Raw genomic sequence first — 25,484 nt, forward strand, 5'->3', positions numbered from 1 at the left:
AAAGTCAAGCACTCGGGGCCTGCCTGCAGCCTAAGCAAGGGCCGTGCGCATTGCACCTATGGCTGCACTGTAGTCAGCCTTGCCATAAATTGCCGAGCCGGCAACAAAGGTATCGGCACCGGCATCGGCAATCTCGCGGATATTATCTGCAGTGACGCCGCCATCGATTTCCAGGCGGATATCGCGGCCACTGGCATCAATCAATGCCCGAGCTTCCCGTAACTTGCAGAGGGTGGCCGGAATAAACTTCTGCCCCCCGAAACCCGGGTTTACGGACATCAGCAACAGTACATCAATCTTGTCGAGGACATATTTGACCTGCTCCAGGCTAGTGGCAGGATTCAGAACCAGTCCACTCTTGCAGCCCGCATCTCGAATCAGTTGCAGGGAACGGTCAACGTGGCGGGAGGCTTCCGGATGAAAGGTGATCCAACTGGCACCAGCATCGGCAAAGTCACCGATCAACTGATCCACCGGGTCGACCATCAGGTGCACATCAATGGGCGCGGTGACACCGTAATTGCGCAATGCCTTGCACACCATGGGGCCAATTGTCAGGTTGGGTACGTAGTGATTATCCATCACATCGAAGTGCACCACATCGGCACCGGCTGCCAGAACCGCATTCACCTCTTCACCCAGCCGGGCAAAATCCGCTGAGAGTATAGAGGGCGCAATCAGGTAGTCTGTCATGGTATTTTCCGGCTCCGTTTAACTGCGGCGTACTATGCCGCAGAACCGCCGGGGCTGCAATCCGGGCCTCTATGGATCAAGGCTTTGCCATGCTCTCCGGCGCCTGGCAACCCCGGGCACAGCATCGACCCGGCTGCCGGGAGGTGCGTTTTCCTTCATCGAACACGCCCCGGTCCAACAGGCGCTCAACCAACTCCCGCTTCTCGTAGGTGGGATAGTTGCGCCAGATCTCCCGCTTCATCGCCTCCGGTGAACCGCCCCCGTGCAGTGAGATCACCGAGTACCAACCGCCTTGGTGAGAAGCGGTCAGATCCTCGATAAAGCGCGCCACTTCCAGGCGCTTATCCGCAGGAATATCCTGACGCCCACCCAGTACCGCTGCCAGGGACGCGGCTGTCTCCGGGTTGTGATCCTCGTCGGGACCCGGTAGCGCGACAATCATGCCACCCGATACGTAGTGGGCCAGGCGGTGCATGTCATAGATCTTATTGGCCAGCAGCAACTTGCCGATATTGCTAAAGACGGCATCAGGCATAACCACGCCTGCTGGATCTTCCTGGCAATAAACGGATGCAGCCACGCCACAAGCATAAAAACCCTCTGTGATGGTAATCAGGTCCACCATTGCGTCGCGGATATGGCCGTGGCGATCGGGGTCGAGCCCATTGGCCTCGGTGACCATCGCACCGGCACCGATCAGCAGGTCACCAAATCCTGCCCGAGCACCGATACAGGAATGCCGATGATGTGTGGCGTAGCTGGTGGTCAGAAACCCGCCCTCCTCGCACTCCCCGGCCAAAAACACCCGGTCATGGGGAACAAACACATCTTCAAAAATCACCACGCCGGTGGACTGTCCGTATTTGGCGGAGAACTTGGCCGCACTCTCTCCGGGCCGTCCAGCGGGACGGGCAACAATCGTCACCCCCGTGGCATCGATCGGAACCGCACAGGCCACAGCATAATCAGCATCCTCAGTGCGGTGGGTGCGGCAGGGCATGACCAGAAATTCGTGCATGTAGGGCGCACCAGTGACAATCGCCTTAGTGCCACTGATCACAATGCCATCTGCACGACGCTCTTTGATGTGCACATACACATCCGCGTTGGCCTGCTGACCCGGACGGAGGGAGCGATCTCCCTTGGCATCCGTCATGGCAACACCCAAGGTCAGGTCCTGATCCTGAACATCGTGCAAATAATTCAAAAATCGCTGATGGTAGTCGGTTCCATGAAGCTCATCTGTCTGCCAGGTCGACTGGAAGAGAGCATTCAGGGCATCGTGAGACAGGTAGCGCTGGGCACAACCGGATTCCGCACACACCAGTCTTACTGCCTCCAGCTTGTTGAGCAGGTCATTGCTGTCCTCGCTGATATGCAACATGCGGTTGACCAGCTTCCCGGAGGTTTTCTGGGTCGCCGTCATCAGCTCCGCATATTGGAGTTTGTGGGCGAAATCGTAGGTCACCCCAACGGCGGCCACTCCCGGCGCCAACAGAGGTTCGTCGGCGACACTGGCCACGCGCTGGCCGTTGAGGAACACCCTGGGTTGATATCGCCTTAATGATTCCCGGTATTCCGCACTATCCATCAACATGATGAAACGCCCTGAAATAATAATTGACGAACAATCTAACGCTGTTAGAATTTTTGTTCAAGCCCCCAACCTAGTCGCCATACTCCATGGCCAGGAATGATTTTGAATAAACGACGCCCTGCTACCAAAGATCTGAAACGGGATATTATCCTCAACGCCGCACGTCTGGTTTTTGAGCAGGAGGGTCTTGAAGGAGCCAGCCTGAGAGCCATTGCCAAGGCTGCCGGATACACACCGGCCGCGCTATATTTCCACTTCGACTCAAAGGAAGCTGTTTATGCAGAGTTATTATCCCAATCCCTGAATGCCTTGTGCAGCGCCACAGAAGAAGCGATCGCCCGCGAGGCCAACCCCGCAGAACGGCTGAAAAGCGCCGCCATGGCTTTTTTCCATTACTACCGCGATAACCCGGGGGATCTTGACCTGGGTTTCTACCTGTTTCGCGGTGGCATGAAACCTACAGGCCTGGGAAAGGAGCGCAATCTCGAGCTCAATAAGCAGCTGCATGACAGTCTGCTCCCCATTACCAATGCCGCCCTGGCCCTGGGAGCCTCTGAAAGTAACGCCCGGGAAATTACCGCCAGCCTGTTTGCCCATGCCACAGGACTGCTCCTACTTGCCCACACTGGCCGCATCCGCATATTCAGTGCTAACGCCGAGGTCATGATGCAGGATTACGCAACTGCTCTGGCCAACCAGGCTGCTCTGGGATAGCACATGCAACTTATCGATCCACGCCACTGCGCCCTTATGGTTGTGGATATTCAAAGCCGTCTGATGCCGGTGATCCACAATGCTGATACCGTGATCCGGAACACTCAGAGGCTGCTGCAAGCATCCCGATTGTTGGATATTCCCCGCCTATTCACGGAACACAATGCCAAGGGTTTAGGTCGCACCGATGAACGCCTTGACCTACAGTCAGATGAACCGGTCCTTGTAAAAATGACGTTCGACGCCTGCCGCGCCCTTGGGGCTGATATGGCGATACCGACGGCCAAACAACTGATCGTGACAGGCTGTGAAGCACACGTCTGTGTACTACAAACTGTCTTCGGGCTGGTGGAAGCGGGAAAACAGGTGTTCGTCACCAGCGATGCCATTGGCTCACGCACAGCGGAAAACCGCGATGCCGCTCTGCGGCGCATGGCGGCTAACGGCGTGGAAATCGTCTCCACGGAAATGGTGCTATTCGAGTGGTTGGGCAGTGCCGATCATCCCCGGTTCCGGGATGTGTTACGGCTGATCAAGTAACTGCTGTCAGCGCGACTTGTTCCCCTCACAAAGAGACATGAAACGTTTTGTGCTGAACCCGTCCATCCGCTTGCTGCCCACCAGAATAATGGGTACGCCTCGACCATTGAGCGCCTCATAATCCCGGCGCCCCTTACGGGAAGTCTCGATATCGTATTCGTTAAAGGCAATACCTTCCTGCTGGAAGTAGCGCCGCGCTTTCTTGCAAACACCACACCACACGGCGCTGTACATCACCACCTTGCCTCGCTCTCTCGCATCGAGAAAGTCACTATCGGATACCGAGGGCGCGTTAATGGTGTTGATCTTCAACTCCAGGGATTGCGCGGAAACATCTTCCGGCTTCTGATCACTGAAGTGCGTACGGCCACTGGCATCTTTCCAGGAATAGATTTCCCCCTGAGCCGATGAAAACCCCAGAAAAACCATCGCCAGAAAAATCCCGATCCAAGGCCTGATTATCATCTCAATTCCCTTTGTCAAACTTGATATCAAAACCACAGTATAATCCCAGTCCGGGTCGCCTACGGCAACCCGTCATATTCAAGAATGGACACGTTATCGGACACCCTCAAACCATGAGTGCGCAAAGTTATCGCCTGATCATTTCCTGCCCTGACCGCGTTGGTCTGGTGGCTGCCGTCAGTACCTTTCTGGCACAGGAGGGCGGATTGCTCACCGAGGCCAACTATTACTGCGATCCCGAGAGCAACTGGTTCTTCATGCGACAGGTGATTGCCGCGGACTCGCTCCCTTACGATGCCGAGGAACTCTGCGCACGCTTTGCCCCGCTGGCCGAGCAGTATCAGATGCAATGGCGACTGACCGATACCGGCACCCCAAAACGCGTTGTGTTGATGGCCAGCAAACAGGCCCACTGCCTGTCGGACCTGCTGTATCGCTGGCGCAGCATGGAAATGCAGTTTGATATTCCCTGCGTCATCTCCAACCACGACGACCTGCGCAGTTACGTCAACTGGCACAACATTCCCTACCACCACACGCCGGTTGACCCGGACAACAAGGCACAGCATTTCGGCGTGGTGGAAGCGCTGATCGAACAGAGCCAGGCCGATGTAATTGTGCTGGCCCGCTACATGCAGATTCTGCCCCCGGCATTGTGTGCCCGGTATCCGGGTCAAATCATCAACATCCACCACAGCTTCCTGCCCGCCTTTGTCGGCGCCAAGCCCTATCATCAGGCGGCAGAACGCGGTGTTAAATTGATCGGCGCCACCTGTCACTATGTCACCAGCGATCTGGATGCCGGCCCGATCATTGAACAAGATGTTGTGCGCATCAGCCACCACGACAGCATTCCCGATCTGGTTCGCAAGGGTAAAGATGTAGAGAAGACCGTGCTGGCCAAGGGCCTGCGCTATCATTTGGAAGACAGGGTACTACTGCACGGCAACAAGACGATTGTCTTTGAATAGACGGCTGCGCTAGCGCCTACCTTTTCCAGCCACCCAGAATTTCTGCATCTCGATATACATGAAAGAGGCTGTCCAGCCGATCAGAATCAGCCCTGTGAGGGCCTCCAATCCGGCCAGGAATCGAATGTGCCCGAATGGCTCAATATCCCCGTAGCCAAGTGAGGTGTAGTTGCTGAAAGAGAAATAGCTGCAGTCGAGAATCGATCCGTCAAAATTGCCACCCAGGGAACCGGATCCCCCAATCTGCAGCAAAAGGTAATAGGCAAAGGCAAATAGCCAGATTTCCGCCACGTGGGCGAGAAATGCCCCGCAGATGCCACACAATACCCGAAAGCGCGGCGCTATACCCAGCTTCGGCAGCAACAGGGCCAGCCGGTACAATGCCTCGTAGTGAATCAGCACGGCAATGCCAACCACAGCAGAGTTAAACAGGAAAATTTTACCCAACCCTTCCACAACTAACTCCAGAACGCCACAGCCTGATAGGCTTGGAAATTAAACAGCAAAAGTGCCAACAGCAGGGCTGCCGTAATAAACCACTCATTACCATCCAGCCCCAAATGCGACCAGATGTAGTGGCGCAAAAACTCCCATTCCCCAGCAACGATGGATTCCCCCTTCTGCTGCCGCAACCATACCTCCAGTTCAGTCAGCGGGCAGCGCCAACCAATCAGCATGATGGAAACACCGTAAACGGCGCAGAGAAAATGACCCCAGATCAGCGACGGCCAGTAAAATGCCAGCAGACCACCGGCAATCACAAACAGCACAAAGCCGAAATGAATCAGGGCGATGATCAGAATCAGGGCGGGATAAACCATGGCGTTAATGTAACTCCAATACCATCCATTTGCATCTGCCAACACAGCGCCCGCCCGCACTTGTTGCATTCGCTGGCCGATGCCGTAACACTTGGCACACCGAGCAAAAGAGCGACCCTATGAAGCATTCCGACCTGCGGGAATTTATCGATTTTCTGGAACAACGCGGCGAGCTGAAACGCATCAGCACCGAGATCGATCCCCACCTGGAAATGACAGAAATCTGTGACCGCACCCTACGCGCGGGCGGCCCGGCGCTGCTGTTCGAAAACCCCAAAGGTTTTGACATCCCTGTGCTCGGCAACCTGTTCGGCACCCCCGAACGGGTGGCCATGGGAATGGGGCAGGAAAACATTTCAGCGCTGAGGGAAGTGGGTGAATTACTGGCCTTCCTCAAGGAACCCGATCCGCCCAAGGGGATGAAAGACCTTTGGGAAAAACGTCACCAATTCAAACCTATTCTCAACATGCCCGCCAAGCTGGTAAAGAAAGCTCCCTGCCAACAAGTGGTTATTGAGGGGGATGACGTGGATCTGGGCAAACTACCAATCCAGACCTGCTGGCCCGAAGACGCGGGTCCACTGGTGACCTGGCCGCTGGTGATTACCCGCGGACCGGAAAAAGAGCGCCAGAATCTGGGCATCTACCGGCAGCAGGTGATCGGCAAAAACAAACTGATTATGCGCTGGTTGTCCCACCGAGGCGGCGCCCTGGATTTCCGCGACTGGCAACAGCAGCACCCTGGAGAACCGTTCCCGGTAGCCGTCGCATTGGGGGCCGACCCGGCCACCATCCTCGGTGCGGTCACGCCCGTGCCGGACAGCCTGTCCGAATATGCCTTTGCGGGATTGCTGCGCGGTGAGCGCACGGAAGTGGTCCAGTGCTTGGGGAGCAACTTGCAGGTGCCCTCCAGCGCCGAGTTTATTCTGGAAGGCCATTTATACCCTGGCGAGATGGCCGACGAGGGCCCGTTTGGCGACCATACCGGTTACTACAACGAAGTGGAGCGTTTCCCGGTTTTTACCGTGGAGCGGATCACCCACCGCACCAACCCCATCTACCACAGCACCTATACCGGCAGGCCGCCGGACGAGCCAGCCATTCTCGGCGTGGCACTGAATGAAGTTTTCGTGCCAATCCTGCGCAAGCAGTTTCCGGAAATTGTCGACTTTTACCTACCGCCGGAGGGCTGCTCCTACCGCATGGCAGTGGTCACCATGAAGAAGCAGTACCCCGGTCATGCCAAGCGGGTGATGATGGGCGTGTGGTCGTTCCTGCGCCAGTTTATGTACACCAAGTTTGTGGTGGTCACCGACGATGATGTCAACGCCCGTGACTGGAATGATGTGATCTGGGCCATGACCACGCGAATGGACCCGCGGCGGGACACGGTGATCATCGACAACACCCCCATCGACTACCTGGATTTTGCCTCCCCGGTATCCGGACTCGGCTCCAAGATCGGTTTCGATGCCACCAACAAAATGCCCGGCGAAACCAACCGTGAATGGGGCAAACCCATCACCATGGGCTCACAGGTCAAAGCGAGAATAGACGAGATTTGGGACTCACTGGGGATCGACAGCTGACAGACTGGTAAGCGATCCCCTTCCCGGTGAGAAATACCTATCCGTGGGTGATGGGCTTGTCGGTAAACAGAAAATCCTTCAGCTCATGGTCAAAGGCAGGATCACGGCGTCGAATCCACTCCAGCACCATGGCCGCATGTTCCTTTTCCTCGTCGCGGTTGTGCGCCAGGATGGCCTTCAGCTCAGGGTCCTTGCAAGCATCAACCCGCTGGTTGTACCAGTCCACCGCCTCCAGCTCTTCCATCAGCGAGGTAATGGCCCGGTGCATATCCCGGGTTTCATTACTCAATTCATCAATGGGCTCATGGTAACCTTCGTTAGCCATACTCGAACTCCTTTATCCAATATTTGATACTGATAACGTTCTTCAAAAGTAGCCATCGGCGACGCATATTGCAATAACGTGGCCTATTGATTCTGGCTATGGCCCTGATCAGAACTCCGATGAAAGCCCGCCACCTCTGACAATCTCACACCAAAAAAACAGCCCGACGGTTTCCCGCCGGGCTGTTTTGAATGCCTGTGCAAGCGAGCTTAGCTCAGCCGTTGTTTGAAATCTTCATAGCCGAACTGCTTTACCACACGCAATTCATCAGTTTCGGAATTCCAGATGGCGATGGCGGGCAGATTAATGCCGTTGAAGGTACTGGTTTTCACCATGGTGTAGTGGCTCATGTCGTCAAACACTAGCCGCTGGCCCACCTGTAAGGGCTGGTCAAAGCTGTAATCGTCAATAACATCTCCCGCCAGGCAAGTCATGCCACCGAGACGGTAAGTATGGGCCTTTTCTCCGTGCTGACCCGCCCCCAGCACATGGGGTCGATAGGGCATTTCCAGGGTGTCCGGCATATGACAGGTGGCAGACGTATCGAGAATCGCCAGATCCATATCGTTCCAGGTCAGGTCGAGCACCTCGGTGACCAGCACGCCGGTATGAATAGCAACCGCCTCTCCGGGCTCCAGGAATACCTGCACGTTGTATTTGGCACTAAAGGTTTTCACCAGCTCGATTAACTCATCCACCTGGTAATCCGGTCGGGTAATGTGGTGGCCGCCGCCGAAATTGACCCATTCCATGGTATGCAGCAAGTCGCCGAATTGCGCCTCAACAGCTGCCAGCGTGCGCTTCAACGGCTCCACATCCTGTTCGCAGAGGGTATGGAAATGCAGGCCGCTGATGCCCTCAAGTGACTCACCCTCGAATTGCGACAGAGGGATACCCAGCCGCGAACAGGGCGCACAGGGGTCGTAAATGGCGACCTCGCCCTCGGAGTGGCGGGGGTTAATCCGCAGACCATACTTTAAATGGGGTCTTTCCTGTTTCGCCTGCTGCAACAGCGGCTGAAAGCGCTGCCACTGGCCAAAGGAGTTGAATACCACGTGGTCAGCGATCTTGAGGATTTCCGCCAGGTCGTGTTCAGTGTAGGCCGCGGAGAACACATGCACTTCACCGCCATACTCCTCATACCCCAGACGCGCCTCATGCAGACCACTGGCACAGGTGCCAGACAGGTATTTCGACACCAACGGTGCCAGGCTCCACATGGAAAATGCCTTTAGCGCCGCCAGCACTTTGGCGCCACTCTCTTCCTGCACACGGTGAAGAATTTGCAGGTTGCGTTCCACCGCGGCCTCGTCCACCACAAAACAGGGCGAAGGCACGCGGCGGGCATCAAAGCCGTCAAAGGGATTGTTAGCCAATGGGTTCTTTCCGAATCAGACCAGGTCGAAACCGGGTTCTTCGATTACTGCCCAGGGCAGACCGTATTTGTTCATGTCTTCCATGAACGGATCGGGGTCCATCTGCTCCATGTTCCAGACACCAGCCTGTTGCCACTTGCCTTCCAGCATCATCTTGGCGCCGATCATGGCCGGCACGCCGGTGGTGTAGGAAATCGCCTGGGACTGAACCTCGGCATAACATGCCTGGTGATCGCAGATGTTGTACAGGTAAACAGTTTTCGGTTTGCCGTCTTTCACGCCCGTTACCACGCAACCGATACAGGTTTTGCCCTTGGTGCGCGGACCGAGGCTGGCCGGGTCAGGCAGCAGGCGCTTCAGGAACTGAATCGGCACAATCTGCTGGCCATTGAATTCCACCGGTTCGATGCCGGTCATGCCCACATTGCCCAGCACTTCCAGGTGCTTCAGGTAGCTTTCGCCGAAGCTCATCCAAAACTGGGCGCGTTTCAGGCTGGGGAAATTTTTCACCAGCGACTCCAGCTCTTCGTGGTACATGCGGTAGATGTTGTAAGTACCCACTCCGTCCGGGCAGGTGAAGGACTGCTTGGTGGACATCGCTGGGGTGGTAACAAACTCACCGTTTTCCCAGTGACGGCACTCGGCGGTCACTTCGCGGATATTGATTTCCGGGTTGAAGTTGGTGGCAAACGGGTAACCGTGGTCGCCGCCGTTAACGTCGATGATGTCCAGGGTATGGATTTCATCGAAGTAGTGCTTAGCGATGTATGCCGTGAACACGTTGGTGGCACCAGGATCGAAACCGGAACCCAGCAGCGCCATCAGACCAGCATTCTTGAATTTGTCCTGGTAGGCCCACTGCCAGCTGTACTCGAACTTGGCGGTATCCAGCGGCTCGTAATTGGCGGTATCCAGGTAATTGACGCCCGCTTCCAGGCAAGCGTCCATAATGGTCAGATCCTGGTAGGGCAGCGCCACGTTGATCACCAGGTCCGGCTTGACGCGATTAATCAGCGCCACCAGCTCCGGCACGTTATCGGCATCCACCTGGGCAGTCTCAATGGGACGATCCAGTTGTGCGGCGATATGTCGGCACTTTTCCTCGGTGCGACTGGCCAGCACGATCTCCTCAAACACCTCGGGAAGTTGTGCACACTTGTGGGTTACCACGCCACCGACACCGCCGGCACCAATAATCAGTACTTTTGCCATAACTGATTCCTTCAATAACTAAGGATTAATTTAAAAATGATGAATTTTTTGTGAGTGCACGTAAGCCATCACGAAAAAACACCCTTTTAATCTCGCTCGAAATAAGTGTAACCGTTCAGGCTATTACTGAACGTCTGCAACATCTTACGACGTTCCGTGACACTGATTTTACCGGACTTGACCGCCGCCTCAGCGCCCACCCGAAACTGCTCGTACAGCTCCTTGGGGCTGTACTCTACGTAGCTGAGTACGTCACCGATAGTGTCGCCCTGGATTTCTTCCACAAATTCAAAGTCGCCATCACCATCAATGCGCACACTGACCACGTGAGTATCGCCAAACAGGTTGTGCAAATCACCCAACGTTTCCTGGTAGGCACCCACCAGGAAAACCCCCAGGTAATATTCCTCACCCTCTTTCAGATCGTGCAGGGGCAGCGTGCGGGTTTCCCCGTCAGCATTCGCGAACAGGTCCAGCTTGCCGTCGGAATCACAGGTCAGGTCGGCGATCACCGCCTTGTTTTTGGGCTCTTCATCCAGTCGGTGAATGGGCATGATCGGAAAAATCTGGTCAATGGCCCAGGAATCCGGCAGCGACTGGAACAAACTGAAATTACCGTAGTAAATATCGGCTAGTGCCTCGTCGAGATTTTGCAGTTCCGGAGGAATACGCCGTAACTTCGGCAACAGCTGACGGGTCCGTTGCAGAATTTCCAGGTAGAGATTTTCCGCCAGTGCCAGCTCACGCAAGGTTGCCTGCCCCTGACGGAACATACGGCGCATTTCCTCACGGTAGTGGGCCGCGTCGTTGCAGCACTCCTGAACATTGTCTTCACCCAGCAGGTCGAGTGTCGCCCAAAGGTTGGTCAGGGATTCCGCACAATCCTCGGGCAGAGCCTCAGGCAGGCCGTTGGATTTAAAATAGCTGACATCGAGAATATTGAACAGCAGCAAGGACGAATAGGCGACCGTAGCCCGACCCGACTCGGTAATGATGGTCGGGTGAGGCACATCGTAACTGTCCAGCGCCTCGCTGATGGTCTCGACGATGTCCACACAGTACTCTTCCAGAGAGTAGTTCTTGCTGTGGGTTTCGTTGGTGTTGGCACCGGTGTAATCCACCGCCAGGCCGCCGCCGAGGTCGAGGTAACCGAGGGGCGCACCCTCCTTCACCAGATCCACAAAGTAGCGGCAGGCTTCCTGAACCCCGTCGCGAATATTGCGGATATTGGGGATCTGTGAACCGATGTGATAGTGCATCAATTGCAGGCAATGCAGCATATCCGCTTCGCGCAGCTGGTCCACCACCTCAATCAGCTGGGTAATAGTCAGGCCAAACAGCGAGCGTTCACCGCTGTCTTCAAACCAGTGGCCTTCCACCTTGGCAGCCAGTTTCACGCGCACACCGATCAGCGGCTCAATGCCGAGTCGCTTGCTCTGTTCCAGAATGATGGCGAGTTCCGAGGGTGTCTCGATCACGAAAAAGCATTTCAGGCCGAGTTTGCGCGCGTGCAAACCCAGCTCAATAAATTCCGCATCCTTGTAGCCATTACAGACAATACAGGCTTCGCGGTCCCGCAGATGGGACATGGCGATAATCAGTTCCGCCTTACTGCCCGCCTCCAGGCCGTGGTGATACTGACCACCGTATTTGGCAATTTCCTCGACCACGTGACACTGCTGGTTCACCTTGATGGGGAACACGCCGCGGTACTCGCCGCGATAGCCCTGCTGTTTGATGGCCGCGGCAAAGCTCTCGTTGAGGCAGGCGATGCGATCGTCCAGCAGGTTTTCAATGCGCAGCAGCACGGGCATGGCATGGCCGCGATCTTCCAGACCGGCGACGATATCCATCAGGGATATGCTCAGGGGACGCTTTTTGCGGGGAATCAGCACCGACATTTCGCCCCTGTCATTCAGGTCGAAATAACCGGCACCCCAATCGTTGACGCCGTAGAGAATAGCTGAATCAGCTGTACTCCACCCTTTTTGCTCGGGGGCATTCAATGCTGTATCCCCGGGTTGTCCACGCCAGCAGGCGGCAGTGGCAGAAAAAACGTCATTATCCTGTTCATGATAAGTACCCCCAGAAAAACAGATAGAAGAGCAGTACCACCCTCCGGAGAAACCAGTCTCCGAACCCGAGCCACAACGGCAAAATTGTTACCCGCTGCAGTCTGAGACAAATCGCAGGGGGGCGCCACTTTCACAAAAAAATATGAACGAGAAAAGACAATTCTAGAACAGGAAAAAAGAAATTCCGACCCGCCAGTCTCTCGGGGTCACATTGAATTGCCCGCTGAACCCGGCCGCTGATGCCAGCGGCCAGCAAACAAGCCGATTTTGAGTGACGGTGTTACGCCATATCCGGCCAGGGATTGGCCTGATCGAACACCACATCGAGCTCATAACCCGGCACAGACATGCCCTGCCGGGTAATTTTGATGCCATTTTCCTCAATCACTGGCTCGCCAAAGCGGTAGATGACATCCAGCTGACCACGATCCGCCCTGGCGGCATAGTCAGCTGCGGCCTCACGGGTTTTTTCGCGCTGTTTCTGGTATTGCGCCATGGCATCGCCATAACGGCGGGCCAGCATGGCTTCAACTTTCTGGGGTGCTACCACTACCGCGGTGGCATTGTTGCCGCCGAAACCCTTGGAGTTGATAAAGGCCAGCTCCATGCCGCGCTCGCTGGTATCCAGATCCTGCAGCGGATAGCTAAGATGTTTCTGGTGCACATCCTCGGCGACGGCATCAATGGTTTTGATACCGGGTATCAGCTGGTATTTAAAGGTGCCCAACGCCGCCATCATCTGATCGCCGCTGGCGGAAGAAATGGTGTGGCCCACATAGGACTTCACCGCGGCCACCGGCCAATCGGATACGCCAAACGCCCCTGCCACCGCATCAAATATTTCCGACTCGGTAACCCGGTTGGCTGGCGTGCTGGAACCGTGGGCATGGATAAAACTGTGCTCTCGAACCACCTCTTCACCGAAGGCCGCCACGGCGGAAGCCACCGCCTTGGCAAATGACACGTAGTTACCGGCACCGGGGGCGGAAATAGATTTTTTCAGGCCATCTGCGTTAATAAACACATCGGACACGGCACCGTGAATATCGGCACCCAGCTCCATCGCCAGGGCATCGTCCATCAGCACCACAAACTGGGTGCCCTCCGCCAGGGTAAAGCCGCAGTTGTCACCAAAGGGGCGACTGGCACGTCGCCAGTTGGGGATACTGGAGCCGTCGAGCTTACAGAGCCCCTCATCGGTACCCAGAGCACCCATATTGGTGAAGCCTTCGAAAATTTCCGGTGTCAGGCTGGCCTCGGCATTGCCAACGATGGCCACCCGGCGGCGACCACTGCGAATATCCTTGACCGCTGCCTGCAACACGTACAGAAACGACGCACAGGCACCGGTGATGGCCTCGGTGTGGCCAACACTGCCCAGCACATAGGCATTCACAAAATCTGCTGGCATGGTATTCAGACCCAGCGCCAGCTGCTTGGAGGTAGTGCGCTCACCCTTGAGACGGTTTTGCAGCAGGCCACCAAAACCCTCGGGGCCACACTGACCGAACACGCTGGAACCGTAAACACCAATTTCATCCGGGTGCACCGAAGCGGCAATGGTTTCCCAGGGCACGCCTACGGAATGCAGCGCATCGCTGGCACCGAGCAGGGCCATTTGCAGACCACGGGGATGAAAACGGGAATTGTATTGTTCGGCAGGATCAAAACCGGAAGGCAGTTGACCGGCGGCCTGAGCAGCCTGGCTATCGTATACAGGAACCAGGAATTCACCGTTATCCTTGCTGCGCACCTCGAAGCTGCCGTTTTCGGGTTCTACCTGCCAGTGGCCAGGGACTTTTCCCGGCATATCGCGGCGACCCAGCTTGAAACTGACCTGGCCATCGTCACCCGGCTGCACCTTCACACGTTTGTGAGCCAGCACCTGGTCGGGATCATAGAGAGAAGTTTCAAGACGGCGGATCAGGGTTCCGTCGAGCACCTGTCCGGCATATTTGGCCGCTACAGCAGCAAGGTCGAGGCTATTGCCATCGCCATCCCGGTAGCATTCACCGTCCCAGCTCACTAGCGACATCAGGCAGGCCAGCGCGGCAATGGTTTCTTCACGCTCTTGTGCCGGAAGGGAATCCAGCACCATGCGGCGAAACGCCTGGTGGGAAGAGCTGCGACCGGCGGCATTGTAGCCACCAAAACCGACAATAACGGGTAAAGCTTGCATAGGAAACGGGGTCCTGTAGAACTGCATGAATCAATTGATTGACGCAGTCTATCAATCATCCGTCATTGATTTTTGTTCATTATGGCCATATATTTTCCCATTATGGCCAAAAAACCCATTAATCCACCAAAACCTCTACAGGTTTGCACTCTGCTGTACCACAACCTGCTCGGCACCAGCGCTACACTTCCCGTAGAAATGCTGCGTACCGCAGAGGCTGCCGAGCGCGCCATTAACCCCGAGGCAAAAACCATAGCCGCCTGCACCCTGTCCATCGACCGGGAACCGGTGGACTCCCCCTCCGGTTTTGCCATTCAGCCCTTTGCTACCGTGGACGAAATTGAACACTGCGATATCGTCTGTCTGCCCGCCCTGTGGCGCAACCCGCGACCAGCCCTGAAAAAATACCGCGCCTACGTACCCTGGCTGCAACGGCAGGCAAAACAGGGCGCAGTGATGATCGCCGTTGGTACCGGGGTCTGTTTTCTAGCGGAGGCGGGATTGCTGGACAACCAGCCCGCCACCACCCACTGGCATTACTTCGACCAGTTCCAGAAGGACTACCCGGCGGTGGACCTGAAGCGCCAGTACTTCATCACCCAGGCAGGCAACCTGTATTGCGCCGCCAGCGTGAACGCCATGGCAGAACTGATGGTGCACCTTGTGGCTCGGCTTTACGGTCGCCACGCTGCCACCCAGGTGGAGCGCAACTTCTTTCACGAAATCCGCAGCTCCTTTGAACCCACCAGCTATTTTTCGGACAACGTGGAATATCACCCGGACGAACAGGTGGTGCAGGCGCAAATCTGGTTCGAAGACAACTTCAGCAAGCCCATCAAAATCAGCGACGTGGCCAAACAGTTCGGCTTCAGCATGCGCACCTTCGACCGGCGCTTTAAAAACGCCCTTGGCAAAACCCCGCTGCAATATTTACAGCGCACCCGCCTTAACAACGCCCGGGAGCTTTTACAGAAATCGAATTTATCGATCTCGGAAATTGCTGTTCACTGCGGCTACCAGGATGCGGCGGCGTTCAGCAAAATCTTCCATCGCCAATTTGGCACCTCGCCCATGAAATACCGGGAGACAGTGAGGGCAAAGTTGTTTAGTGCGCATTGAGCCTATTCTGGGTCTGTTGTGAGATTGCCTCTCAACACCTGCAATGGAATACTGTGCAGACGCCAAACAAGGACGCATTGAACGCAAAGGAAGCGCTATCGTGGGCTATTCAACCTCCCCCAACACAGTTTTCACCCCATCCCAGTCTTTTTTTAATATCAGGCAGAAAAATGCCCTGATAATCCTGACCCCAAACGAGGGGAAACATAATTATTCTTTTAATATCATTGCGATAGAGAAACCCGGCATTGCCCCGATAACTTATTATAAGGGCCCCCCGATAATAATGATTATGAGGCCGAAGGCCTCATTAACAGACTGTTAGGGGTCAATTAGGGTTCTAGGCAATGAAAGGAAACGGGATGGACGATTTTGAAAAGCTCCTGAAACAATGGAAGCAAATATCTAATCGATTACATGGCCAGTTAGGGCCAGTTATGGAAGCGCAGAAGGCGATAGAAAAAGCCTTGCGCCCAACTCTTGAACTGCAAAAAGCTCTCAAATCACCAATAGACCCCTTCCTAGAGGAGCAAAGAAAACTTCAAAAAGCCTTCGAAAGTATAAAGTTACCCAACTATCAGTTGCCAGACTTAAACCCTTTTACAAAACAAATTGAACAATACCAAAAATCTCTCAGTGGCATTATTAGTCCAGCCTTTGAGGAATTGCAGCGCTCTTTTAGAGAGTTGCCTCCAAAAATTCAAGAAGCTCTACTTTTACTTGCTCAGCACGGTTGGTATTTAGATTTTAATATGCCACTACCAAGTCTTTGGGAAATTAAGAAGGCAATATCCAGTGGTGAAATTGAGGAGGTTGAGGAGGCTCTAGTAGAGTATTTTGAAAGTCAACTGGATGAAATTGAAAAAACAATTACTGCTCAGTTTCCCCATAGGTCGCATATCATCAGCTCCGCTATCAAAGCACATCGTAACGGCGAATATTACTTGTCAATCCCTGTGTTGCTAGCGCAAACAGACGGGGTTTGTAAAGAAGTGGTAGATCAATACTTATTCATAAAAAAACATAAAAAGCCTCGAACTGCGATTTATGTTGAACAAGTAGCGGCAGACACATACAAGGCAGCATTATTAAGCCCGCTGGCTGCCAGCACACCAATAAGTGCTTCTGAGCATGAACGAGAAGAGGGTTTCAATCTACTCAATAGGCATATGGTTTTGCATGGAGAGTCATTAGATTACGGAAGCAACATCAACAGTTTGAAAGCTATTTCGCTAATTAATTATGTGTCACAGGCGTTGAAGCCCGATGCAGATTACCCCTAACAATGCCGTAAACTCGGACGCATTTTTCGTTCGCTGCGCTCACTGCAAATGCGCCGGTTACGGCTGGCGTTAGAGCCTCAGCCACAGAAGAATGGTGACAGGCTCCAGTGGGCCGACGTGTAACACCAGAAGGGAGACATCAAATGTCATTACAGGAATTCAAGGTCGGGTTAGTGGAGCTGTACCAAGGTGAGGTGATCGGCGAGGTATTGTTTTCTCGAATGCTCGAGCACTACGGTAGTGCAGACCAACTGTACAAGCTTGGAACGTTGCTTCAACTCGAGACCGAAGCCAAGGCTCGCCTCCGGCCGGCTCTTATGCAGCTCGGTCTCGACCTCATTGAGCTTGATGAGTCGCGTAATCAGGGAAATGATTTCTATCAAACTTTTGAAGGCATGGATTGGGAGGCTGCAATGGGGCATCTGGCAACAGTCGTCAAACCATTTGTGCAACGCTACCGTCAGATCGCCGAGTTGGCGCCTCCAGAATACCAGCAACTGGCAAACTCAATGGTCGTACATGAACAGTCGATTCTAGACGCCGCCGAACTCGAGGCAGCGGGCAATGGCGATCGTTCTATGGACGATGTTGTCAAACAGTTGGTCTTCCCATTGCCGAAGCAAGTCTGAGAGCTTTAGCTATCAATATTCATATGAACGATCGCTGGATCGCAACGACCACTGGCTTTGAGTGGAAAGCTTCAGGCTGAAGTTCACACTTGGCGTATTCAGGGTATCAACGCTGCCTTGTTATTTTTTTCTGCCATGGATAATCTGGTGAGCAAAGGTCAGTGGTGATGTCAGGATCAGTTTGTTTCTCGTTTTGATAGTGCTAACTTGTTAGCGTTGTCTAATCTGTTAAATATACAGATCTAAAGCTGAAAAGCCTGTCAGCCGTGGGATTTGGCCATGGAAAGCGCAACTTAACTAACTATAAAAAAGGACAGGTGTTGCATGCCTAACCCTAACAACACAACTTTTATGCCGCACTGGGCCAGTATCCTCGGGGTAGTGGCCATTATGCTCGGAGTATTCCTGACCGCCGTGCATGGCAACGAGGTGATGAAACAGGTGGTGATCACCAACAACATGCCTGCAGATGGCGTGATGCCAGAGCCCGATTGCCCGGAAGAAGAGTTGGAAGAGGAAGGCATCAGCGTGGCGGAGTGTGAGTACCTGATTCAACATGTGAGGGGCATTGCACTGTCGGCACCGGACTGGTTCCCCAGTGCACAGATCACCCTGTCGGCCATTGGCACAGTGCTGGCGTTTGGCTCCATTATCATTGGCGGTGCTTTAGTGAATTACACCCCCTGGGCGTCGAAGGCAGCATTGGTGGTATTCGGCGGCCTGGCAGCCATCGACCTGTTGCAGTTTGCTGTTGTGGTGAATACCGGTCCCACCCTGCGCGATGTTTACCTGGGTGGAATTCTGCTGTGGTTTATTCTGCATCTTATGCTGGTGGCCGGGGCGTTGGCTGGCCGACACACCGAAGCCGAAGCGCAATAAACAACCCACTGCCACAACGATAATAAACGGACTCTGCTATGCAAAGACAAGGCTTTAATAGAACGGCGGTCACCCTGCACTGGTTGCTGGCTGTTTCGATTTTCTTCTTATTTATTTCAAGCTGGTGGATGATGGGGCTGCCGCTGCCCTCGCGGGAATTACAGTTCCGCGCGTTCCCTTTCCAGCTGCATAAGAATATCGGCATCACATTGGTGATTGTTGTTTTTATGCTGCTGTATGTGCGCCTGCGACACCGGCCAGCACCCCCTGACTCAACGGATATGACGCCGTGGATGAACGTAACGGCCATCGCCGCCCACGTGGCCGTTTATGTGCTGATACTGGCGGTGTGCGTGACCGGTTACCTGTCATCGGCACACACCCGCTGGGATACGGTTTACTGGTGGACCATTGAATTCCCGCGCATTGCGGCCCCCAGCGAGGAACTGAACGAGTTCTGGGGCGAAATTCATATCTGGGTGGCCTGGGCATTGCTGGGCATTATTGCTGTGCACGTGAGCGGCGCGATTTACCACGCCTTCCGCAATGACGGCATTGTGCGGCGGATGATGCGTTGGTAACTGCCATTCTGGCAGCCATAAAAAAGGGTCCATATGGACCCTTTTTTGTGCGGTTTACCTCTAGGCCGGATTCAGCCAAAGCCCTTCATGCTCTTATCTTTACCGGCGATAGTATTGTGGTTATGCAAGCGAGGTAAATTCATGCAGAATTTGTACTGATCGTTTCAAAACGCCTTATATCACTCACGCGATGAGTAACGGAATTGATGACAACTGACAAGGACTGCACATGACCAAGCACGCTGACTTCTCCCTCTCTACCCTTCTAAAGGACACCTGGTATTTTTTCACCACCCATTTTATTGGCCTTTGTGCGGTGTTGTTGCCACTGTTGATACCCCTGAACCTAATCAGTATGGCGGCTGGATTTTATTCCAATGACGAAGCACAGATCCTATGGCCCGCCCTGTTACTGGAACTCTTTGCCTTCCCGCTTTACCAGGGCGCATTGATTTTCTTTCTCGCCGCAGTGATCAAAGACGAACACCAGAACGTAGGCCAATACTACAAACAATCGATGAAATTCTGGCTCCCACTCCTGGTGCTCTACCTGCTGATGGGTCTCGCCATAATGGGCGGATGCATGCTGTTGATTTTGCCGGGGCTTATCGTCGCTGCCCGCGTGGCTTTTGCAGAGTTTTACTGTCTACTGCATGAAGAAGCTCCGCTGGATGCCTTCAAGTCCAGCTGGGAGCAAAGCCGCGAATACCAGTGGAAAATTCTCGGCGGTCTGCTGGTGATTGCGCTGGCCATCATTATTCCTTTCGCTGTTCTGGAAAGGTTAGTGGCAGCAGTCGGCCTGAACGGCACTGTTTATACCTTTATCTCAAACCTGTTGGCCTCAATTATTTCTGCCTGCACCACCATTTTTTGCTTCAGGGTATTTACCCTTCACCTGGACGCCCAATCCTCATCAGGTGGAGAAGAGGTGCCAGCTCAAGGTGACGCACTGAACGAATAACTCTTCAGTGGCAGCGCGGAAGGCTGTTCAGGGAAATGAAAACTTGGCACCTTCCCGCACGCTGCTGGAAGGCCAGCGCTGGGTGATGGTTTTGCGGCGGGTGTAAAAACGCACAGCATCGGGGCCATAAGCGTAAAGGTCGCCGAACAGGGAGCGTTTCCAGCCGCCAAAACTGTGGCTGGCCACCGGTACCGGTAGCGGAACATTGACCCCTACCATCCCCACCTGAATACGGTCGGTGAAATAGCGTGCGGCTTCGCCGTCGCGGGTGAAAATACAGGTGCCGTTACCGTATTCGTGGCGATCAATCAGTTCCATCGCCTCTTCCTGACTGGTCACTCGCACCACGCACAGTACCGGGCCAAAGATTTCCTCACGGTAAATGCGCATCTCTGGCGTCACTCTGTCGAACAGGCAACCACCCAGGAAAAATCCGTTTTCACTACCAGGGACAGTCAGGCCGCGACCATCCACTACCAGTTCGGCACCCTCTTGCAGACCAAGGTCAACGTAACTACGAACCCGGGCCAGGTGTTCGGCGGTGATCAGTGGTCCCATGTCGTTGCTGTTATCGCTGCCCGGCCCCACTTTGAGTACGCCCAGCTGTTTTTGCAGTTTGGCGACTAACTGATCTGCCACGTCATCGCCAACCGCCACCGCTACGGAGATAGCCATGCAGCGCTCTCCACAGGAACCGTAGGCGGCACCCATCAGGGCGCTGACAGCGTTGTCGAGGTCAGCATCCGGCATGACGACGGCATGGTTTTTTGCACCACCCAGGGCCTGCACACGTTTGCCATTGGCGGTAGCCGTTCGGTAAATGCTTTCTGCCACCGGGGTGGAGCCGACAAAGCTGATGGCCTGAACACGGGCATCAAGTAACAGGGTATCCACCGCCTCGCGGTCACCATTCACCACGTTAAAAACACCATCTGGAAGGCCCGCTTCCTTGAGTAGTTCTGCCAGTATCAGCGCCGGGGCGGGGTCGCGCTCGGAGGGTTTCAGCACGAAGCAGTTGCCACAAACGATAGCCATGGGAAACATCCACATGGGCACCATGGCGGGAAAGTTGAACGGGGTGATACCCGCCACCACCCCCAGCGGTTGCTGCTCATTCCAGCTGTCGATACCAGCACCGACATTCTTGCTGTGTTCCCCTTTCAGCAACTGCGGTGCACCGCAGGCGTAGTCCACCACTTCGATACCGCGCCCGAGTTCTCCGGCGGCATCATGCAACACCTTACCGTGCTGCTGGGTAATGGCGGCGACGATGCGTTCGCTGTGCTGCTCAAGTAAAGCCTTGAAACGGAACATCACTTGGGCGCGCTTCACCGGCGGGGTATCGCGCCAGGCGGGAAAGGCTGCTTCGGCAGCGGCAATGGCCTGTTCGACCACAGTCCTATCTGCCAAGGACACGTTTGCGACGACCTCACCTGTGGCCGGGTTGTAGACCGGCTGACTGCGACCGCCGCCCTTCACCACCGAGCCATTTATCCAGTGGGCAATTTCCTCGATGTTTAACTGCTGTTTAGCTGTCATGTTCCTGTTTACTCGGTTTCATTAATAGCTTCACCCAGTGCATTAACCAGTGAATCCAGCTCTGCTTCGGTAGCCATAAATTGTGGCCCCAACTGCACGGTGTCACCGCCAAAGCGAACGTAAAACCCTTTCTCCCAGCATTTCATACCAATCTGCCAGGGGCGCTTCAGGGGTTCGCCCGGTACCGCTTCAATGGTGATACCCGCCGCCAGGCCGAAGTTGCGAATATCCACAACATGTTTCGTGCCTTTCAGGCTATGAATTTTCGATTCCAGCACCGGCGCCAGGGTTTTAACCCGCTCAAACAGGTGTTCCCGCTCAAGAATATCCAGGGCCGCCAGCCCCGCGGCACAGGCCACCGGGTGACCGGAATAGGTGTAACCGTGGGGGAATTCCACCATGTAATCGGGGCCGCCCTGCTCCATAAAGGTGTCATAGATTTCCTGTTTCACTACCACAGCACCCATGGGTATTGCGCCATTGGTAAGCTGCTTGGCCAGGTTAAGGATATCTGGCACCACGCCAAACAACTCTGCCGCGGTGGGCGCTCCGAGGCGACCGAGGCCGGTGATCACTTCATCAAAGATCAGCAGAATATTGTGCTGGTCGCAGATTTCACGAATTCGCTGTAGATAACCCACCGGTGGTGGCAACACCCCCGCCGAGCCCGCCATGGGCTCGATAATCACGGCAGCGATGGTGGAGGCATCGTGCAGGGCAATCAGGTTTAAAAGTTCATCGGCAAGGTGTGCGCCGTTCTCCGGCATGCCGCGACTGAACGCATTTTCCGGCAACAGGGTATGGGGCAGATGATCGGCCTCCACTCCCTGGCCATAAAGCATGCGGTTGCCAACAATGCCACCAACGCTGATGCCACCAAAATTCACGCCGTGATAGGCCTTGGCGCGGCCGATGAGCCGGGTTTTTGTTCCCTGTCCTTTCTTGCGCCAGTAGGCGCGAGCCATCTTCAGGGCTGTATCCGCACTCTCTGATCCGGAGTCCGTGAAAAACACGCGATTCAAGCCTTCGGGCATAAACTCGGTAATGCGCTCGGCAAGCTGGAAAGAGAGCGGCTGGCCAAACTGGAAGCCGGGTGAATAATCCAGCGAAGAGAGCTGGCGACTGACAGCCTCGGCAATTTCTGTACGACAGTGGCCCGCCCCGCAGGTCCATAACCCGGACAAGCCATCGTAGATTTGACGGCCATCGGCACTGGTGTACCAGGTACCTTCCGCCGACACGATCATGCGCGGGTTCTGTTTGAATTCTCTATTACCGGTGAACGGCATCCAGTGGGTGTTGAACTGGTCGTCGGTTACCCCGGCACGGTACTTTAGCGGGTCCATGACGTGTGTTCCTGAATGAAAGGGAAAAGGAAAGCCATAACCTTAGTCTAGCTGGCGGCTTTCCATGCGGAAACCACTATCTGTGCTGACAGCGATGTTCGTCAAGGGGATTTTTCAGGGTAGAACCGTGGCCGCTTAGAGTATGTACAGCAACCATTCAGCAGCCATGGCCGGCTTGTCACTGCCCTCGATTTCCATCAGCAGATCCACCGTATACCGGGTTCCCTCTCCCTGGGTTTCCGTTGAGGTCACCTGCCAATGGAGGCGGATTCGACTATCCACTGTCACCGGCGACACGAAACGCAGGCGGTTGACGCCGTAATTCAGTACGGTGCCCTCGCCAATGATCGCCAACAAATCATCCAGCATCATGTGGGAAACCATGGACAGGTACAGGAAGCCGTGGGCAATGGTTTTGCCAAAGGGGCCTACTGCGGCTTTTTCCCTATCCACATGCAGGTACTGATGGTCGTAGGTGGCATCGGCAAACTGGTCAATTTGCTGCTGAGTAATGGTGTACCAATTGGAAAGACCACTGGGCAATTCATTCATGGGGGAATCCTTGTTCAATCAACAACAGCAGAAAATACGGGGAATTATTGCCTGCACAGGGAGAAATTTTTATCGGGAGATCATGGCAAGAACGTGACAACTACGGCTATCGGCGCAGAAAGTTGATAATTTCGGGGGAGACAACGTCGGCCATGGTGAGCATAAACAGGTGTCCGCAGTCCATCAGCCACAGCTCCGCATTGGGAATGCGACTGGCCATAATCCGTGCGTTGACCGGGGGAATAATGGGGTCATCGGTACCGTGAATAATCAGTGTCGGCGAGGCTATGCGGTGCAACCAGTGAAGACTGGACCAGGTCGCCAACGCCAGCACCTGGTAATAGTAGCCCCGGCTGCTGGTGCTCTGTACCTTGCCAGCGTGTTCTTCCACCATGGCCGGATCAGATCGCATGCGCCCGCCATACAGATCCCCGGCAATTTTCGCCATGTACTGTTTGTCCAGATAGCGTCGTGGACTCATCATTCTTAACAGCGTGCCGGGCTTTCCTGGAAACATGGAGGACCCGGAACCGGTGGCGCAAAGCACCAGTTTATTGCAGCGATTGGGGTATTGCTTGGCAAACTGTTGGGCCAGCGCCCCGCCCCAGGACAAACCCAGTACGTCCACGGTGGTGTAACCGAGCTGATCCAGCAGTGTTGCCGTAAGCTTGGCATAGGTACGCATAAGCCAAGGTAAGGTCTGGGTGTCAGATTTCCCGGCTCCGGGCATATCAAAAATAATGATTTCTGTCCCTTCCATGGCATTGATAAAGGATTCCAGCACTTCGAGACTGGCGCCAATACCATTGAGCAGCAGCAGAGGTTTGCCCTGCCGCAAACCACGGCGAATACCCACGCGGATATTCAATCCCATGATGGTCAGCCAGTAGATCTCCAGTCCACTGGCAATATGTGGTGCATCCTGAACCTCATCAAGGATCATTTCAGCTGTAGACATAGGTGCCCGGGGCAGCCTCCATGGTAGGGTAATTGCGATTACCCAGATTGCGCGGTGCCGTTTTCCGTTCTCCGGAGCGCTCTTTTAGCCACTCTGACCAGTCGGTCCACCAGGAGCCTTCGAGCTGCTCGGCATGCTCCAGCCAAATATCGGGCGATTCGGGCAACTCTTCATTGCAGTAGTACCTTGCCCGGGTGTTTCCGGGGGGATTCACCAGACTCTGGATATGACCGCTGGAACTGAGCACAAATTTGATATTGCCACCGACGAACTGGGTCGTCTGATAGCAGACTTTCCAGGGAGTGATGTGGTCGGACAGTCCCGCCGTGACATATTTGTCGCAATCCAGCGTGCGCAGGTTGATGGTGGTGTCGAGTACTTCCATCTCCCCCTCTTCCAGCAGGTTATGCTCGAACAGGTCGAGGAAATCACAGTGCAGCTGGGCCGGCAAGTTGGTGGAATCACTATTCCAGAACAGAATATCAAACGCCGGGGGCGCTTCTCCCATCAGGTAATTGTTGACGTGATAGTTCCAGACCAGGTCGTTGGGACGCATCCAGTTGAACACACGGGATAGCTCAGGGCCTTCCAGCACACCTTTCTCGCGGGAGCGGATACGGGCCGCCTGCAGTGATGATGGCGACGTGAACACGCTCATTTCCGTGTCCTTTGATTTCATGCTCAACATGCACACCGACAGACTCAGACTGTTGACCACATTGCGTCCTGTCTCTTTCAGGTAGGAGGACAGGATCGAAGAAGTAATACCCCCAGCGCAGGCTCCCACCACGTTGAGGTCTTTACTGCGGGTGATGTCGAGAATGACACCGATGGCCTGACTGGCGGCAGTGACGTACTCATCCAGCCCCCAATCGCGGTTTTCCGCCACCGGATTGCGCCAGCTGATCACAAACACCTGAAAACCCTGCTCAAGACAGAAACGGAAGAAACTCTTCTCCGGTGTCAGGTCGTAAATGTAGAACTTGTTGATCTGCGGCGGGACAATTAACAGCGGGCGGCGATAAACCTTCGATGTACGGGGGCGGTACTGGATGAGCTCCAACTGCTCATTGCGGTACA

25 protein-coding genes are annotated in these 25,484 nt (G+C 54.7%); 10 read left to right on the top strand and 15 right to left on the bottom strand.

The window, feature by feature from the left end; genetic code table 11:
• Positions 1-30: 30 nt before the first annotated feature.
• Positions 31-693, bottom strand: coding sequence for a ribulose-phosphate 3-epimerase (gene rpe / locus ACYZYZ_RS04095; protein WP_305170481.1), 663 nt, complete (start codon positions 691-693; stop codon positions 31-33).
• A 76-nt stretch (positions 694-769) separates the two neighbouring features.
• On the bottom strand, positions 770-2,290 hold the full coding sequence (locus ACYZYZ_RS04100; RefSeq protein ID WP_305170480.1) for a 4-hydroxyphenylacetate 3-hydroxylase family protein: 1,521 nt from the start codon (positions 2,288-2,290) through the stop codon (positions 770-772).
• A gap of 102 nt (positions 2,291-2,392) precedes the next feature.
• On the opposite strand from ACYZYZ_RS04100, the gene ACYZYZ_RS04105 reads away from it, so the two are divergent.
• Both ACYZYZ_RS04105 and ACYZYZ_RS04110 read left to right on the top strand, forming a co-directional pair.
• Positions 2,393-3,004 carry a TetR/AcrR family transcriptional regulator gene (locus ACYZYZ_RS04105; protein ID WP_461483343.1) on the top strand — a complete coding sequence of 204 codons (612 nt, stop codon included), beginning with the start codon at positions 2,393-2,395 and terminating at the stop codon, positions 3,002-3,004.
• A 3-nt stretch (positions 3,005-3,007) separates the two neighbouring features.
• Positions 3,008-3,544: an isochorismatase family protein gene (locus ACYZYZ_RS04110; protein ID WP_305170476.1), complete on the top strand. Its 537-nt coding sequence runs from the start codon at positions 3,008-3,010 to the stop codon at positions 3,542-3,544.
• Positions 3,545-3,550: 6 nt separating this feature from the next.
• Here ACYZYZ_RS04110 and ACYZYZ_RS04115 read toward each other — a convergent pair whose 3' ends face one another.
• Positions 3,551-4,009, bottom strand: a complete 459-nt coding sequence (locus ACYZYZ_RS04115; protein ID WP_461483344.1) for a DUF4124 domain-containing protein — start codon at positions 4,007-4,009, stop codon at positions 3,551-3,553.
• Between the two features lie 113 nt (positions 4,010-4,122).
• On the opposite strand from ACYZYZ_RS04115, the gene purU reads away from it, so the two are divergent.
• The gene (gene purU, locus ACYZYZ_RS04120) at positions 4,123-4,980 is read left to right on the top strand and encodes a formyltetrahydrofolate deformylase (RefSeq protein WP_461483345.1); all 858 of its coding nucleotides are present in this window, start codon (positions 4,123-4,125) and stop codon (positions 4,978-4,980) included.
• Between the two features lie 9 nt (positions 4,981-4,989).
• Here purU and ACYZYZ_RS04125 read toward each other — a convergent pair whose 3' ends face one another.
• Together ACYZYZ_RS04125 and ACYZYZ_RS04130 are read right to left on the bottom strand one after the other, a co-directional pair.
• Positions 4,990-5,436 carry an ion channel gene (locus ACYZYZ_RS04125; RefSeq protein ID WP_461483346.1) on the bottom strand — a complete coding sequence of 149 codons (447 nt, stop codon included), beginning with the start codon at positions 5,434-5,436 and terminating at the stop codon, positions 4,990-4,992.
• Positions 5,437-5,438: 2 nt separating this feature from the next.
• Positions 5,439-5,870 carry a DUF2784 domain-containing protein gene (locus ACYZYZ_RS04130; protein WP_461483347.1) on the bottom strand — a complete coding sequence of 144 codons (432 nt, stop codon included), beginning with the start codon at positions 5,868-5,870 and terminating at the stop codon, positions 5,439-5,441.
• A gap of 50 nt (positions 5,871-5,920) precedes the next feature.
• Between ACYZYZ_RS04130 and ubiD the strand changes: the two genes are divergently transcribed.
• Positions 5,921-7,390, top strand: coding sequence for a 4-hydroxy-3-polyprenylbenzoate decarboxylase (gene ubiD, locus ACYZYZ_RS04135; protein ID WP_461483348.1), 1,470 nt, complete (start codon positions 5,921-5,923; stop codon positions 7,388-7,390).
• A gap of 37 nt (positions 7,391-7,427) precedes the next feature.
• Here the strand turns inward: ubiD and ACYZYZ_RS04140 are convergent, their stop codons facing one another.
• The 5 genes from ACYZYZ_RS04140 to ACYZYZ_RS04160 form a co-directional block, all read right to left on the bottom strand.
• Positions 7,428-7,715 carry a ferritin-like domain-containing protein gene (locus tag ACYZYZ_RS04140; protein ID WP_305170466.1) on the bottom strand — a complete coding sequence of 96 codons (288 nt, stop codon included), beginning with the start codon at positions 7,713-7,715 and terminating at the stop codon, positions 7,428-7,430.
• Between the two features lie 209 nt (positions 7,716-7,924).
• The gene (nspC, locus tag ACYZYZ_RS04145; protein WP_461483349.1) at positions 7,925-9,091 is read right to left on the bottom strand and encodes a carboxynorspermidine decarboxylase; all 1,167 of its coding nucleotides are present in this window, start codon (positions 9,089-9,091) and stop codon (positions 7,925-7,927) included.
• A gap of 15 nt (positions 9,092-9,106) precedes the next feature.
• Positions 9,107-10,303, bottom strand: a complete 1,197-nt coding sequence (locus ACYZYZ_RS04150; protein WP_461483350.1) for a saccharopine dehydrogenase family protein — start codon at positions 10,301-10,303, stop codon at positions 9,107-9,109.
• A gap of 86 nt (positions 10,304-10,389) precedes the next feature.
• Positions 10,390-12,309 (bottom strand): biosynthetic arginine decarboxylase, encoded by a 1,920-nt coding sequence (gene speA / locus ACYZYZ_RS04155; protein WP_461483351.1) that lies wholly within the window; start codon positions 12,307-12,309, stop codon positions 10,390-10,392.
• Between the two features lie 349 nt (positions 12,310-12,658).
• The gene (locus ACYZYZ_RS04160; protein WP_461483352.1) at positions 12,659-14,557 is read right to left on the bottom strand and encodes a beta-ketoacyl synthase N-terminal-like domain-containing protein; all 1,899 of its coding nucleotides are present in this window, start codon (positions 14,555-14,557) and stop codon (positions 12,659-12,661) included.
• A gap of 81 nt (positions 14,558-14,638) precedes the next feature.
• Here ACYZYZ_RS04160 and ACYZYZ_RS04165 point away from each other — a divergent pair, with 81 nt between their 5' ends.
• The 6 genes from ACYZYZ_RS04165 (at position 14,639) to ACYZYZ_RS04190 (ending at position 20,009) form a co-directional block, all read left to right on the top strand.
• The gene (locus ACYZYZ_RS04165; protein ID WP_305170459.1) at positions 14,639-15,676 is read left to right on the top strand and encodes a GlxA family transcriptional regulator; all 1,038 of its coding nucleotides are present in this window, start codon (positions 14,639-14,641) and stop codon (positions 15,674-15,676) included.
• A 362-nt stretch (positions 15,677-16,038) separates the two neighbouring features.
• Positions 16,039-16,959: a hypothetical protein gene (locus ACYZYZ_RS04170; protein WP_305170458.1), complete on the top strand. Its 921-nt coding sequence runs from the start codon at positions 16,039-16,041 to the stop codon at positions 16,957-16,959.
• 143 nt (positions 16,960-17,102) lie between these two features.
• Positions 17,103-17,588: a hypothetical protein gene (locus ACYZYZ_RS04175; RefSeq protein WP_305170456.1), complete on the top strand. Its 486-nt coding sequence runs from the start codon at positions 17,103-17,105 to the stop codon at positions 17,586-17,588.
• Between the two features lie 324 nt (positions 17,589-17,912).
• A complete protein-coding gene (locus ACYZYZ_RS04180) occupies positions 17,913-18,467 on the top strand; it encodes a hypothetical protein (RefSeq protein WP_305170455.1) in 555 nt (184 codons plus the stop codon).
• Between the two features lie 38 nt (positions 18,468-18,505).
• Positions 18,506-19,048: a cytochrome b gene (locus ACYZYZ_RS04185; protein ID WP_305170453.1), complete on the top strand. Its 543-nt coding sequence runs from the start codon at positions 18,506-18,508 to the stop codon at positions 19,046-19,048.
• A gap of 229 nt (positions 19,049-19,277) precedes the next feature.
• Positions 19,278-20,009: a YciC family protein gene (locus ACYZYZ_RS04190; protein ID WP_305170452.1), complete on the top strand. Its 732-nt coding sequence runs from the start codon at positions 19,278-19,280 to the stop codon at positions 20,007-20,009.
• A 27-nt stretch (positions 20,010-20,036) separates the two neighbouring features.
• On the opposite strand, the gene ACYZYZ_RS04195 is transcribed toward ACYZYZ_RS04190, so the two are convergent.
• The 5 genes from ACYZYZ_RS04195 to ACYZYZ_RS04215 all read right to left on the bottom strand — a co-directional run.
• Positions 20,037-21,548, bottom strand: a complete 1,512-nt coding sequence (locus tag ACYZYZ_RS04195; RefSeq protein ID WP_461483353.1) for a CoA-acylating methylmalonate-semialdehyde dehydrogenase — start codon at positions 21,546-21,548, stop codon at positions 20,037-20,039.
• An 8-nt stretch (positions 21,549-21,556) separates the two neighbouring features.
• Entirely contained in the window at positions 21,557-22,894 is a 1,338-nt protein-coding gene (gene aptA, locus ACYZYZ_RS04200) for an omega-aminotransferase AptA (protein ID WP_461483354.1), read from the bottom strand.
• Between the two features lie 135 nt (positions 22,895-23,029).
• Positions 23,030-23,446, bottom strand: coding sequence for a MaoC family dehydratase (locus tag ACYZYZ_RS04205; RefSeq protein ID WP_461483355.1), 417 nt, complete (start codon positions 23,444-23,446; stop codon positions 23,030-23,032).
• A gap of 106 nt (positions 23,447-23,552) precedes the next feature.
• Positions 23,553-24,404 (bottom strand): poly(3-hydroxyalkanoate) depolymerase, encoded by an 852-nt coding sequence (gene phaZ, locus ACYZYZ_RS04210; protein ID WP_461483356.1) that lies wholly within the window; start codon positions 24,402-24,404, stop codon positions 23,553-23,555.
• On the bottom strand, positions 24,391-25,484 hold a 1,094-nt coding region (locus ACYZYZ_RS04215; RefSeq protein WP_461483357.1), incomplete at its 5' end, for a PHA/PHB synthase family protein. The genes phaZ and ACYZYZ_RS04215, both read right to left, overlap by 14 nt.

Source organism: Porticoccus sp., from assembly GCA_023261185.1.
In the GTDB taxonomy this organism is placed as follows: domain Bacteria; phylum Pseudomonadota; class Gammaproteobacteria; order Pseudomonadales; family Porticoccaceae; genus Porticoccus; species Porticoccus litoralis.